Consider the following 13,333-nt stretch of genomic DNA (forward strand, 5'->3'; position numbering starts at 1 on the left):
TATTAAGCCTGACCCGGAATATTGTTGCTGGCCACTTTATCGGTTTGCGCTGCACGGAAATCAGCGACATTTTTCGCAATCTCTGGACGCGTTAAACCCAGAATCTGGGCAGCCATAATGGCAGCATTGGTGGCACCGGCCGGACCAATTGCCAAGGTACCCACCGCAATTCCGGCCGGCATTTGTACAATCGACAGCAGTGAATCGACACCATTTAAAATAGAAGATTTAACCGGCACACCCAGCACTGGAAGATCAGTCTTGGCTGCGCACATGCCCGGTAAATGGGCAGCGCCACCCGCACCGGCAATAATCACCTGAATACCACGATCACGCGCAGTTTCGGCATATTCGAATAAACGGTCTGGGGTACGGTGCGCAGAAACCACTTCCGCTTCAAATGGGACACCAAGCTGCTTGAGCATATTGGCAGTGTGTTCGAGAGTTGCCCAATCAGATTGAGAACCCATAATAATTCCAACGAGAGGAGCGTCTTGTGCTGCGGCCGCATTCATTGCTAATGTTCCAGAGACTAAGTGAAAAAAGATAAATCTCGACGAGAGCCAAGCTTTAATGAATAAGCTCCGTATTATAGACTGAAAAACCGGCTGGCTAAAGTTCGGCGCAAGAATAAAGATTAAAATTATCTGTTTGTAAAACTGAAGAAAATACAATGATGGCAATAGGCCAAAAATACAAAAAGAGGACATACAGCGGTGAAAAAAACGCTATAACTATCAAGATAAAGCTTTTTGTAATGAATAACTTAAGATTAGATTAAAGATATTTTCAGGGCAGTTTCCATGTGGTTCAAACTTAAAATCTGGCTACAAAACCCTTCAGAAAACTTATGGCTGATGCCGGCGCTGGGTGCCATCTTTGCGACATTTTTTTCATTATTTGCCATCGCCAGCCAGTATTTTATTCCGGCCAGTACGGTACCGAATATCAGCATCGACACCTTGGGCAGCTTGCTGGATATTATTGCATCCAGCATGCTGGCAGTGACGACCTTCTCATTGTCGATTATGGTGGCAGCTTTTGCTTCGGCTTCAAGCAGCGGCACACCACGTGCCTATAGCTTGATGATGAGCGATGACAACACCCGGCTGGCCATTTCCAGTTTTATTTCCGCTTTTATTTATGCAGTGATTGCCAAAATTGCCCTGGGGCTGGAGTACTACGGTCCATCCGGACGTTTTGTGCTGTTTATCAGTACCATTCTGGTGCTGATGTACCTGATTTATACCCTGATTCACTGGGTACAAACCCTGTCCAAACTCGGCAATTTAACCACCACCATCGACAAGATTGAAACTGCGGCCAAAAAGGCCTTGGGCCAGTTCCGGCATCAACCGGATTTGGGGGCAACAGGGCAGAAGCCTGCCTTTGCGCCCAGCTTTTGCGTCTATAGCAGCACAACCGGCTATTTTAACCATGTCGATCTGGCCGGACTGGAGCAGATTGCCGCGCAGCAGCAACTGCATTTACATCTGCCATCTATGCCGGGCAAATTTTTAGATCCGATGACTGCGCTGGTCGAGGTCTATAGCCCGCAGGCGCTGTCCGAAGAACAGCAACAGCAGATCCGCGATCAGATTCTGCAGCATCTGATTATTGAAACCAATCGCAGTTTTCTACAGGATCCGCGTTTTTGTCTGCTGGTGATGAGTGAGGTCGGGCAAAAAGCCATGTCGAGTGCAATTAATGATGTCGGGTCCGGCATTAGCGCGCTGAATGCGCTGACCCGGATTCTGATTGACAGTCGCCCGGACCCGGAGGCGACGCGCTGTGATTATCCGCATCTCAGTATTGAGTGCTTTGATCTGCAAGACCTGATTTATGGCAGCTTTATGCCGCTGGCCCGCGATTGTGCCCAGAATCTGGAGTTAAATCAGCGCCTGCTGAAATGCCTGTCGATGATTGCGCAGAATGTGCCGGAACCGGAACTCAGACAGGCGGCCACGCAGATGGCGATGCAGGTGCTACAACGCTGTTTACATCACTTTGATTTCGCACCAGAACGGGCGCTGATTCAAGCGGATTTCGCCGCACTTTTTCCGCATCTGCCACAGCCTGAATAACTTTAGCTACTACGAAAAACGAAGTAAACACAACCGAGCAGGCATAAACCGGCCCAGAGATAATCCAGTTTAAACGGCTGCTTGAACAGATACAGCATAAACGGCACAAAGACCAGCAGGGTCACCACTTCCTGGGTAATTTTCATTTGCCCAAGTGACCAGCCATGCTGGGCCAGCAAGCGCGTGGCCGGAATCATAAAGGCGTATTCGAGCAGGGCAATCATCCAGCCAAACAAAATGGCCTGCCACAGCGGTGCGCCATGCAAAAATTTCAGATGTCCATACCAGGCCAGGGTCATAAAACAGTTGGAAATAATTAACAGCAGTAAAGGGAAGGACATAGGCGGCAGCATCCAGAAAACGTCAGCCTATTGTACGGTTTCAGGCTAAAAAAGCAGTGTGGCCATGCGGATTTTTTTCAGGGTCAGCATCCGCCTGGAAAATGCCTGATTTTTTCGGATTCCAGTCAACGAATCCCTACAAGAATGACTATCTTTTCCGAAACAGCCTTGCTATCGTTGCTGACAATTCAATACATCATGACCAGGCCATCAACAAGAATGGTACGGTCCTACACGCAGTGGAGTAACAGCGGATGCATCTGCATATTTTGGGTATTTGTGGCACTTTTATGGGCTCTCTGGCCTTGTTGGCGCGTGATCTGGGACATACCGTGACCGGTTCCGACCAGAATGTTTATCCGCCGATGTCGACCCAACTGGAAAATGCAGGCATTACCTTAATGCAGGGCTATGACCGCAGCCATTTACAGCCGCATCCGGACTTGGTGATTGTCGGTAATGCCATGAAACGTGGTATTGATGCGGTGGAATATATGCTCAATGCCGGTCTGCCTTATGTTTCAGGTCCACAATTCCTGGCCGATCATGTGCTGCAAGGCAAGCATGTTCTGGGCGTGGCCGGCACCCATGGTAAAACCACCACCACCACCATGCTGGCCTGGGTGCTGGATCAGGCCGGTCTGGAACCGGGCTTTTTGATTGGCGGTGTTCCGCTTGGCTTTAAAGAAAGCGCGCGTTTAGGTGGTGGCAAATACTTCTGTGTTGAAGCCGATGAATACGATTCTGCTTTCTTCGACAAGCGCTCCAAGTTCGTGCATTACCATCCGAAAACTGCCATTTTAAATAACCTTGAATTTGACCATGCCGATATCTTTGATGATCTGGCGGCGATTCAAAAACAGTTCCATCATCTGGTGCGTACCATTCCAAGTGAAGGCTGCATTATTGCACCGGTTACCGAAACCCATATTGATGAAGTGCTGGAAATGGGCTGCTGGACACCGGTGGTCCGCACCTCACTGACTGCACATGCCCAGGCCGCGCTATCTGCCGAGCAGTTACAGGCCGATGGCTCACATTTTAAAGTGCTGCAAGATGGTGTGGTTCAGGGCGAAGTCTGCTGGAACATGACCGGCCAGCATTCAGTGGCCAATGCCCTGGCAACCATTGCCGCGGCGGCGCATGTTGGTGTATCGATTGAAACGGCCTGTGCTGCCTTGTCCAATTTCGGCGGGGTAAAACGCCGTATGGAACTGCTCGATACCGTACGCGGCATTGAGGTCTATGATGACTTTGCCCATCATCCGACTGCGATTGACACCACTCTGGAAGGCGCGCGCAAACGTTTAGGTGAACGCAAACTGTGGGCGATTATTGAGCCTCGTTCCAATACCATGCGTATGGGCAGCCATAAAGATGGACTGGCACATTCAGCACGTCTGGCCGATGAAGTGATCTGGTATCAACCGGAAGGGCTGGACTGGGATTTACAGCCAGTAGTAGCTGCGGCACCAAACAAGGCCAAAATTGCCCGGACGCTGGATGACATTATTCATACCGTCAGCCAAGAAGCAGGCGAGGGCGATGCGGTGGTGATCATGTCCAATGGCGGTTTTGGTGGTCTGCACCAGAAATTATTAAGTGCATTAAAATCGGCTTAAGCACGTTTTATTGACCTGAAACATCATTCAACAGGGCTGTAGTCCAGATACTGCAGCCCTGTTTTATTTTCATACAATTTAATAGATTAAAATAAATATACAAATATATGAATAAAAACGGTTTTTTAGAGATGAACTTGTCATCGACTCCTGTTAAGTTAGAACGATCACATCCTGCGCCATAACGGTTCCTGATGAGGTGAAAAGGCGCAGGCTGCCCCACAATAAGCACAACAAGAGGATGACCACCATGTCCCAGACAATGCAAGCCATGGTTTATCATGGCGCCAATGATATCCGTTTTGAACAAGCATAAAGAGCGCATTCTCACTCTTTTAAGGGCGAGTTAGCTCTTTTTTAGTGACTTGGATTTTTTTGCATTTTTTTCAGAAGTTGGTGTTCTTTGGTTTTCGATATACTTTTTAACAACTTCTAAACTTGCACCACCACAAGATACAACGCAATAACTAGGCGACCAAAAGTGGTTGCCCCATAATTTTCCCTTAATTTCATCCCAATAAGATCGTCTTAAAACATAAGAGCTTTTGCCCTTTAGTTTACCCACTAAATTAGACACTGAATGTTTAGGGTGAACACTTACAAGCATGTGAATATGATCATCCTCGCCATTAAACTCAATGAGTTCACAATTCATTTGCAAGCAAGTTTCTTTCATAATCTCATTTAAAGAAGTAAGCATTTCCATTGTTAATACATCTCTTCGGTATTTCGTAACAAATACTAGATGAACAATATTGTTAAAAACACATGATCTACCTGTTCTCCACTCGTACATATTAACCACACACTAGATTTACATTGATCTTATTTTAAGCTAAAATAAGCGTATTCACTAGAGGTTTTTTAATTGCTAACAGGCATCAGGTTAAGGGTGTATCCAACTGAACATCAAAAGCTGATTTTAAGTCAGTGGATGGGTTGTGCTCGTTTCGTTTGGAATGCCAAATGCGATGAGGATAAATACTTTCGAGGATTTGCCCGTAAGTTTGCAACTTTTGATCACTATTATGAAACCCAAGATCAAAAATACGCTCACTTTAAATCAGATGAGATTAGTTCATGGCTTGCAAACTGTCCTAGCACCATTCAAAAGAACTCAACCGTAAATTGGTTTAATACGCTCAAAAAATCCATTAAGGGTGTGTGTGGACGACCAAGACGCAAAAAAAAATCAGACAAAGGTTCTGTTCACCTAACCTCTGATTTATTTGAGTTTCGAGTAGAAAACAATAAGCGTAAATTATTTATTGGCGGTAAGAAATTCAATATCGGAGCTTTAAATTTTAAAGCTCATGCTGAGTTTAAAGAGCCAAAATCCATCCACATTAGCAAAGAACGAGGTCAATATTTCGTTTCTTTCTGCTATGAAGATGGTGTTGAGATTCAAGAGTTTGACGGCAAGAAATTCGATGCTAAAAAATATGCCAAAAGACAATTAGATCATTTGCAAGACATGGACGAATCACAACTACAAAAAATAGTGGTGGGTATAGATCGTGGTGTCACAATCCCTGTTCATGCAGGTCATGAAGAATTCGATTTTTCTAAAGAACAAAAGAATCACATGAGTAAAGCAGATCGCTACATTAAGCGACTGCAAAGAAAACTTGCTCGACAAATCAAAGGCTCAAACCGAAGAGCTAAGACCAAACATCGAATTGCGGTGCATCACTCTAAGAAAGCCAATATTCGCAAGGACTTTGCTCATAAGACAAGTCGTAGTTTAGCTAATGGATTCGGTCAGGTATTTATTTTTGAGAAACTAAATACCAAACAGATGACCAAAAAGCCTAACCCTAAGAAAGATAAATTCGGACGTTTTATTCCAAATAAGGCTAAAGCTAAAGCAGGGTTAAACAAAGCTATTCTCAATGTAGGATGGCACAGAATTTCAGAATTCTTAACGTATAAATCAGTCAAATTAGGTAAGGCTGTATTTACGGTTCATGCTTCTTACACAAGTCAGGAGTGCGCTTCATGCGGTCACACTCACCCCGACAATCGCAAAAGCCAAGACAGGTTTAAGTGCGTGAGTTGTGGACATGCTGATAATGCAGATCACAATGCATCAATTGTTATTAAGAACAGAGCAATTAAATTAGTTTTAGACTGTGGAACACAGTTGGATGGTAATTATTTATCATCTAGTGGGCGTGGAGGTGTTCGTAAGACGACTAGAGGTGTCAAAGCTTCTTTTCGCAGTACCGTAGAAGCGTCAAAAGAGATGTGTGCAACTTAGGTTGCACTACGGAAACTCGGTTGCTTTAGCTCCGAGTAGTTCATAAGGCTTATGAGGTATTTAAACACGCTTCAGATGAAAAAGCCCTGAAAGTGATCATTGATTACAGCTAAGGTCTTTATCGGCAATCAAAAACCACGAGTGCATGCTCGTGGTTTTTATATATTGGCTGACCCTCCAAAGTCGGCGGCGGGTTCAAGCGCCAGACTTAAGCGGCGACATCGGCCAAGCTGGGCTCGCGTCGAAACATGACTTCAACATAAGAACAGACCGGTACAATCTTGAGCTGTTTTTCCCGGGCAAACTCGACCAGCACATCCAGTAATTGGCGGGCAATACCTTGGCCACGTAATGAATCATCTACCCAGGTATGGTCGGCGACAATTTTATGCGCGTCTTGCCATTGATAGGTGATTTCAGCAATCCGCTGTCCATCCCGTTCAATAAAAAATGCACCGCCACGTTTTGCCTCTTGATGTTGAATATCCATTGCTGTCCTGCCTTAAAGTTTATGTGTCACCTGATGAATTAGGGTTGAAGTACATCCTGAATAGATGGGTCTTTTTCAAAAGCCGCTTTGGCATAAGGGCAGAGCGGTATAATCTTGGTCTGCTGTTCGCGGGCATAATTGACCGCAGCTTCAACTAAGTGACGTCCCACACCCTGACCACGTAACTGTTCACTGACCGTGGTATGGTCAATAATGATTTTATCTTCGCCAGCACGTGAATAGGTCATCTCAGCCAGACGCTCGCCATTGGCTTCAACAAAAAAGGCCCCTTTGCTGTCATTGTTTTCGTGTTGCACCATCATTTTTATCATATCCTCCCATCTGGAATAGTCAGTATCTGCTTTATTCACAGAAAAAGACAGAAAAGAAAAGTGCGACTTACATTTTTTATGATCTGTGAAACATGACTAGGTTTTTAGCTAAAATATGGATACAATTAATTACATGATTAACACACTTCAATATTTTTAACTATGGATCTTTTTTTCATCATTATTTTGTTGTTGGTGGGTTTAGCCATTTATCTCGGAATTTCAATCTATAAGGAAAAATCTCGCGATCCGTTTAAATAAGCCTAATTGCACTTTACTTAAAAATATGCAATTCTCTGTCGACTTTGGGGCATTCCCCCAACACAGAATTGTTGAACAAGGGGAGTAGCCTCCTCCAAGCGTTAAAACCCAGATGAAACTCACTGGTTTTAACGTGTCAGACTATCGTCATTACACTTTGCAAAAAGTCGGTATCTGAGCATTGAATCTGCACAGGCAGGGCAATGTAGGCAAGACCTTGATCACGTTGTTATGGATGTTTTTATTTCATCTGGCAACGGGTCAAGGTTTTTTATGGCCAATTGTCGGATGTGGAGATTGTATGGAATCTATCGGCAATATCTGGCTGTATCTGGCCTTTTTTGCGATTGTTATGGTCATGCTCGCCATCGACTTTCTGGGCTTTAAACAAAAAGAAGGCCAGACCGTTCAGGTGCGTACCGCCGCTTACTGGAGTATCGCCTGGGTCAGCGTGGCCATGCTGTTTGGTGGTGGCCTATGGCTGTATCTGAAACAGACCGCCGGACTGGATGTCGCCAATACCAAGGTGATGGAATATCTGGCCGGTTATTTACTGGAAAAATCACTGGCGATTGATAACGTCTTTGTCTGGCTGATGATTTTTGCTGCCTTTGCCATTCCACCAGCGTTACAACGTAAAATCCTGCTGTATGGCGTTTTGGGCGCTATTGTGCTGCGTACCATCTTTATTTTTATTGGCGCCTGGTTTGTGCAGGAATTCTCCTGGATTCTGTATCTGTTCGGTGCCTTCCTGGTCTATACCGGCTTTAAATTCCTGCGTGGACAGGACGATGAAGACAGCAATATCGAAGATATGGCGATCCTGAAATGGTTACGCAAACATATGCGGATTACCCCGCAGCTGGAAGGCAGCCGCTTCTTTGTACGTAAAGAGGGCTTACTCTGGGCCACGCCACTCTTTCTGGTGCTGATTCTGGTTGAAGCCTCCGATGTGATTTTTGCGGTGGATTCAATTCCTGCGATTTTTGCTGTGACCAGTGATCCCTTTATTGTCTTGACCGCCAACCTGATGGCGATTTTAGGCTTACGCGCCATGTTCTTCCTGCTGGCCGGTGCAGCCACCAAAATGCATTATCTGCCGTATGGGCTGGGAATTATTCTGGTGTTCATTGGCTTCAAGATGCTGATGCTGGATGTGTTCCATATGCCAATCTGGATTTCCCTAAGCTTTATTGTGATTGTGCTGGCAATTACTGCCTGGCTGTCGATTCGCCACAGTCGCAAGCATCATGAAACCACGCTCTAAAGTGGCCTGATTGATCAAAAAGCCCGTTGCATACGGGCTTTTTTTATTTTCCATATTCAGGGATTACTCTTAAATATCAGCGTATAAGTACTCGATTTAACTGAATATTTTAGAGTTGACCCAGTGGACATCTTGTATTTCACCCAAACTGGCAACAGTTTTGCATGACACCCAATGTCTGTGACTGAATGTTGGATTTTCCATACAGGGCAGCGCTTTTCAGCTACAATCAACCGAAAAAATTAAACAAGTGCAGGTTTTTCATGTCTTCTGTCATTGCAACGACGGCAATTCGCGGCCGCTTCCTCGATATTCAGAATACAGTTGCCCAAGCGCGTGATATTCACGACCAAGTGCGCTATGTAGAAGATGGTTTATTAATTACCCAACACGGGAAAATTCACTGGTTTGGTCCCTGGGAAGAGGGGCGGGCGTATATTCCGGCCGGTGTTTCGGTGCAGCATTATCCCGATCAGCTGATTATACCCGGCTTCATTGATACCCATATTCATTTCCCACAAACCGAAATGGTGGGCGCCTATGGCACCCAGCTGCTGGAATGGCTGAATACCTATACCTTTCCAACCGAAATGCAGTTTGCTGATAAAAGCTATGCTGACAAGATTGCTGCATTTTTTGTGCAGGAACTGCTGAAAAATGGCACCACCACGGCACTGGTGTTCTGTACCGTGCATCCTGAATCTGTCGATGCCCTTTTTGAAGCCGCAGAACAGCACCAGATGCGCCTGATTGCTGGTAAAGTGCTGATGGACCGTCATGCACCCGAGGAACTCTGTGACACGCCAGAACGCGCCTATCAGGAATCTAAAGCACTGATTGAAAAGTGGCATGGAAAAGGCCGTAATTTATATGCGATTACCCCGCGTTTTGCACCGACCTCAACGCCGGCACAACTGGAAAAAGCGCAGCAGCTGAAAGCTGAATATCCGGATGTGTATTTACATACCCATTTAAGTGAAAACAAAAATGAAATTGCCTGGGTCAAAAGCCTGTTCCCGGAGCAAAAAGGCTATTTAGATGTCTATCATCATTATGGGCTGACCGGTTCACGTTCGGTATTTGCGCATTGTGTGCATCTGGAAGAGCAGGAGTGGGACTGTATGCACCAGACCAATTCCGCAATTGCCTTTTGTCCGACCTCCAACCTGTTCCTGGGCAGTGGCCTGTTCCCGATTCATCAGACCTGGCAGAAACAGGTCAAAATGGGCCTGGGCACCGACATCGGGGCAGGGACCTCGTTTAGCCAGCTGCGCACCATTAGCGAAGCCTATAAAGTCCAGCAGCTACTTGAGCAAAACCTGTCGGCCTATGAAGCGCTGTATCATGCCACTTTAGGCGGTGCCAAAGCACTGGATCTGGATGACAAGCTCGGCAATTTCAATATCGGTAAAGAAGCGGACTTTATTGTGCTGGATTTAAACGCCACCGCCTTGCAGACCCTGCGCCAGCAGCACAGCAAAGGCCTGGAAGACAGCCTGTTTGCGCTCATGACCATGGGCGATGAACGGAATATTCAGGCCACCTATATTTATGGACAATGTGCCTATGTCCGCGACTAAACCTATACGCCGGGCGCAACCGAAATGGCGGGTGGCGCTCACGCTGATTGGTCTGGCCTTATTGCTGAAAAGAGACCACCCGGTCAAAAATGCTGTTTTTTTAGACAGCAAAGAGGATGCATCTGACCGCAAGATGTATTAAAATTAAGGCATATTTTGGGGTGTTGCAGGTCAACACCTTTTTTATTTTTTGCTCTTTTAGGGATCTACCCATGACCGTTGATATGAAAGTATTGATTTCTGCTGAAGAAATTCATGCGAAAGTTCAAGAACTTGGTAAACAGATTAATGCGCATTATGCCAATAGCGACAAGGAGCTGGTGTTAATCGGTTTACTGCGCGGTTCTGTGCTGTTTATGGCCGATTTATGCCGGACCATTGAAAAACCGCATGAACTGGACTTTATGACCGTTTCAAGTTATGGCGGCAGTACTGTGTCTTCGCGTGATGTAAAAATCCTGAAAGACCTCGACGGCGAAATTCGTGGCAAAGATGTGCTGGTGGTAGAAGATATTATCGACTCTGGCAATACCCTGAGCAAAGTACTGGAAATTCTACAAACCCGTGAACCAAATTCGATTGAGCTGTGTACCTTGGTCAGCAAACCGTCACGCCGTGAAATTGAACTGGAAGTTAAATTCCTGGGCTTTGAAGTAGAAGACAAATTTATTGTCGGTTATGGCCTCGACTATGACCAGAAATATCGCCATATCCCGTTTATTGGTGAAATCGGTCTGTAAGCAACCGCAAAAGAAAGTGGCGTTCAGCCACTTTTTTTACGACAAAGCGGACAAAAAAACTACAATCTGTAGCAGGACTCTACTGTTTGTCCTCTCAAAAATCCTGAAAAATAAATCAAATAGCAACAACTCAACTTGATAAACCATAACAAGAAGGAGACAGGAGATGTGGACACTTATTGTGGCTATCGTGATTGGTTTTATTGCAGGTCTTATCGCCCGTGCCATCCATCCAGGTGATGATAAAGCAGGCTTTATTATGACCACCTTACTCGGGATCGCCGGTTCACTGTTGGCCACTTACGGCGGTCGCTTCCTCGGTCTGTATGATGAAAACTCAGCTGCCGGCTTTATTGCCTCGGTGATTGGTGCGCTGATTATTCTGTTTATCTATAACATGATTTCCAAACGCTCACATCGCGTTTAAATCAATAAAAAAGCACCGTTCATTCGCCGGTGCTTTTTTATGGTCTAAAATCTGACTTTTAACAATCTGAGCTTAGAGTCCAAATTCCTTGAAAATCTGCTCGATCTGCGCAGCAGGGTAGGCGCCCATCACCTTAAAACCATTCGAGAAAATAATGGCCGGTGTGCCGTTTAATCCCAGGCTTTGCGCCAGTTTCAGATTACGCTGAATCGGATTGGCACAGGACTGGCTCGTGCGCGGGCTAAGACCTTTGGCAATCAGGTCTTCCCAGGCCTGGGCCGGATTGGCTTCACAATACACCTGCTGCGAAGGGCGTACCGATTGTGCCTTTAACGGTAAAATAAAGGTGTAAATGGTGACATCATTGAGTTTTTTCAGCTCTACTTCCAGCTGTTTGCAATACGGGCAATTTGGGTCAGAAAAGATGGCCAGCTGACGTTTACCCGTCCCTCGAACCGTTTTTAAAGCATCTTGTAGCGGCAGTTTTTTCCAGTCGATGCTGTTTTGTTGTACCAGCAGCGCTTTGGTCAAATTCTGCTGGTCGCTTAAACGGATCATGGAACCGGCCAGAATATGCTTGGCATCTTCATTCAGATACACCACCTGACCCTGCATCGAACCGCTATAAATCCCGCGCATTTCAGTGGCCTGAATATTCTGGATGTCCAGGTTTGGATGTTGCTGCTTTAAATTGGCTTTGACCGTGTCGACATTGGCCAGTGCCGGCGTTGAGCTCATCGCGAGCGCTGCCAGCAAGAATGCATGTTTAAACATAGTGAAATCTTGTCTTTATCAATCCTTGCCCGATTCTAATCTTAAATCGGGGCAAAAATTTAACTTTCATCAGAGAAATTTACCGAATCACTACAGCATCGACAATGGCGTTTCACGTGGAACATAAACCGGATGAATCGAGTTAATTTCAATTGAGACATGCACAATTTCCTCATGCACTGACAGGGCCGTGCGGATTTGATCGGCATTTAATTCATCTTCAGTTTCTACGGCCAGAATACAGGAAAACTTGTCACGACCGACTTTCCAGACATGCAGATCGGTGATATTGACTATTCCTGGCAGCTCGGCAATCACCTCGCGAATTTCTTCCACCACCGGATGATCCATTTCGGCATCCAGCAAGGTGCGTCCAGTTTCCTGAATCAGGCCCCAGGCCCAGCGTGCCACCAGAATCGAACCCACAATACCCAGTACCGCATCAAGAAAATCCCAGCCCCAGAACTTGCCGGCAATTAAGGCCACAATCGCAAAAATGGAGGTCACAGCATCGGCCACCACATGCATAAACGCAGCTTTCTGGTTTAAATCATGTGCTCCAGCTGTATGTGCATGCGCATGTCCATGCCCCGACTCATGGTGATGGTGATGGTGATGGTGATGGTGATGGTGATGGTGATGGTGATGGTGATGGTGACCATCATCATGCAGTAACCAGGCACAAATCAAGTTGACCAATAGGCCTAAAATCGCAATGGGAATGGCTTCGTTATAATGAATATTAACCGGGAAAAATAAGCGTTCTACCGAATGAAACGCCATAAAACCGGCCACCACCAGCAATAAAATCGCACTGCTATAACCAGCCAGAATCTCAATTTTCCAGGTACCAAAGCTAAAACGGGCATCCTGGGCATAATGACGCGCCGCCCGATAAGCCACATAGGCCAGCCCCAAAGCCAGCATATGCGAGCTCATATGCCAGCCATCGGCCAGAAGTGCCATCGAGTTAAAAATCCAGCCGCCAATAATCTCTAAAAGCATCATGACACCGGTTAATATCGCAGCATATAATATACGCTTCTGGGCCAGTGGATTGCCTTCATCAAACTGATGGTGATGGGTACGGTGAGAAACATGATTTTGCATGGGGAGAATCGCCCAATATACTCCCCCATAGTATATTTGAAATTA

Annotated in this window: 16 protein-coding genes; 8 read left to right on the forward strand and 8 right to left on the reverse strand. The window is 45.9% G+C overall.

Annotated elements, in window-relative coordinates; all coding sequences use genetic code 11:
- Positions 1-2: 2 nt before the first annotated feature.
- A complete protein-coding gene (purE, locus tag FTU50_RS10220) occupies positions 3-515 on the reverse strand; it encodes a 5-(carboxyamino)imidazole ribonucleotide mutase (protein ID WP_005181065.1) in 513 nt (170 codons plus the stop codon).
- 288 nt (positions 516-803) lie between these two features.
- On the opposite strand from purE, the gene FTU50_RS10225 reads away from it, so the two are divergent.
- Complete coding sequence (locus FTU50_RS10225; RefSeq protein WP_005181067.1) at positions 804-2,084, forward strand: DUF2254 domain-containing protein; 1,281 nt, start codon at positions 804-806, stop codon at positions 2,082-2,084.
- A gap of 2 nt (positions 2,085-2,086) precedes the next feature.
- On the opposite strand, the gene FTU50_RS10230 is transcribed toward FTU50_RS10225, so the two are convergent.
- Positions 2,087-2,425, reverse strand: a complete 339-nt coding sequence (locus tag FTU50_RS10230) for a DMT family protein (protein ID WP_005181069.1) — start codon at positions 2,423-2,425, stop codon at positions 2,087-2,089.
- 254 nt (positions 2,426-2,679) lie between these two features.
- On the opposite strand from FTU50_RS10230, the gene mpl reads away from it, so the two are divergent.
- Positions 2,680-4,047: a UDP-N-acetylmuramate:L-alanyl-gamma-D-glutamyl-meso-diaminopimelate ligase gene (gene mpl / locus FTU50_RS10235; RefSeq protein WP_005181071.1), complete on the forward strand. Its 1,368-nt coding sequence runs from the start codon at positions 2,680-2,682 to the stop codon at positions 4,045-4,047.
- 7 nt (positions 4,048-4,054) lie between these two features.
- Here mpl and FTU50_RS10240 read toward each other — a convergent pair whose 3' ends face one another.
- Both FTU50_RS10240 and tnpA read right to left on the reverse strand, forming a co-directional pair.
- The gene (locus FTU50_RS10240) at positions 4,055-4,372 is read right to left on the reverse strand and encodes a hypothetical protein (protein WP_158650729.1); all 318 of its coding nucleotides are present in this window, start codon (positions 4,370-4,372) and stop codon (positions 4,055-4,057) included.
- A gap of 21 nt (positions 4,373-4,393) precedes the next feature.
- Complete coding sequence (gene tnpA / locus FTU50_RS10245) at positions 4,394-4,843, reverse strand: IS200/IS605 family transposase (protein WP_171294843.1); 450 nt, start codon at positions 4,841-4,843, stop codon at positions 4,394-4,396.
- 72 nt (positions 4,844-4,915) lie between these two features.
- On the opposite strand from tnpA, the gene FTU50_RS10250 reads away from it, so the two are divergent.
- Positions 4,916-6,307 carry an RNA-guided endonuclease TnpB family protein gene (locus FTU50_RS10250; protein WP_180069753.1) on the forward strand — a complete coding sequence of 464 codons (1,392 nt, stop codon included), beginning with the start codon at positions 4,916-4,918 and terminating at the stop codon, positions 6,305-6,307.
- Positions 6,308-6,515: 208 nt separating this feature from the next.
- Here FTU50_RS10250 and FTU50_RS10255 read toward each other — a convergent pair whose 3' ends face one another.
- Positions 6,516-6,797 carry a GNAT family N-acetyltransferase gene (locus FTU50_RS10255; RefSeq protein WP_005181076.1) on the reverse strand — a complete coding sequence of 94 codons (282 nt, stop codon included), beginning with the start codon at positions 6,795-6,797 and terminating at the stop codon, positions 6,516-6,518.
- Positions 6,798-6,835: 38 nt separating this feature from the next.
- Positions 6,836-7,168 (reverse strand): GNAT family N-acetyltransferase, encoded by a 333-nt coding sequence (locus FTU50_RS10260; protein ID WP_323126860.1) that lies wholly within the window; start codon positions 7,166-7,168, stop codon positions 6,836-6,838.
- Between the two features lie 523 nt (positions 7,169-7,691).
- Here FTU50_RS10260 and FTU50_RS10265 point away from each other — a divergent pair.
- The 5 genes from FTU50_RS10265 (at position 7,692) to FTU50_RS10285 (ending at position 11,404) form a co-directional block, all read left to right on the forward strand.
- A complete protein-coding gene (locus tag FTU50_RS10265) occupies positions 7,692-8,657 on the forward strand; it encodes a TerC family protein (protein ID WP_075168119.1) in 966 nt (321 codons plus the stop codon).
- A 263-nt stretch (positions 8,658-8,920) separates the two neighbouring features.
- Positions 8,921-10,237, forward strand: a complete 1,317-nt coding sequence (gene guaD, locus FTU50_RS10270) for a guanine deaminase (RefSeq protein ID WP_180069755.1) — start codon at positions 8,921-8,923, stop codon at positions 10,235-10,237.
- Positions 10,224-10,379 carry a hypothetical protein gene (locus tag FTU50_RS10275; RefSeq protein WP_005181085.1) on the forward strand — a complete coding sequence of 52 codons (156 nt, stop codon included), beginning with the start codon at positions 10,224-10,226 and terminating at the stop codon, positions 10,377-10,379. Before guaD ends, FTU50_RS10275 begins: the two co-directional genes overlap by 14 nt.
- 70 nt (positions 10,380-10,449) lie before the next feature.
- The gene (gene hpt / locus FTU50_RS10280) at positions 10,450-10,977 is read left to right on the forward strand and encodes a hypoxanthine phosphoribosyltransferase (RefSeq protein WP_005181088.1); all 528 of its coding nucleotides are present in this window, start codon (positions 10,450-10,452) and stop codon (positions 10,975-10,977) included.
- A gap of 166 nt (positions 10,978-11,143) precedes the next feature.
- A complete protein-coding gene (locus FTU50_RS10285; RefSeq protein ID WP_005181091.1) occupies positions 11,144-11,404 on the forward strand; it encodes a GlsB/YeaQ/YmgE family stress response membrane protein in 261 nt (86 codons plus the stop codon).
- Between the two features lie 72 nt (positions 11,405-11,476).
- Here FTU50_RS10285 and FTU50_RS10290 read toward each other — a convergent pair whose 3' ends face one another.
- Together FTU50_RS10290 and dmeF are read right to left on the reverse strand one after the other, a co-directional pair.
- Entirely contained in the window at positions 11,477-12,178 is a 702-nt protein-coding gene (locus tag FTU50_RS10290) for a DsbC family protein (RefSeq protein ID WP_168394136.1), read from the reverse strand.
- Between the two features lie 90 nt (positions 12,179-12,268).
- The gene (gene dmeF, locus FTU50_RS10295) at positions 12,269-13,288 is read right to left on the reverse strand and encodes a CDF family Co(II)/Ni(II) efflux transporter DmeF (protein WP_180047191.1); all 1,020 of its coding nucleotides are present in this window, start codon (positions 13,286-13,288) and stop codon (positions 12,269-12,271) included.
- Between the last annotated feature and the right edge of the window lie 45 nt (positions 13,289-13,333).

This window comes from Acinetobacter sp. YH12112, assembly GCF_013418945.1.
Classification (GTDB): domain Bacteria; phylum Pseudomonadota; class Gammaproteobacteria; order Pseudomonadales; family Moraxellaceae; genus Acinetobacter; species Acinetobacter indicus.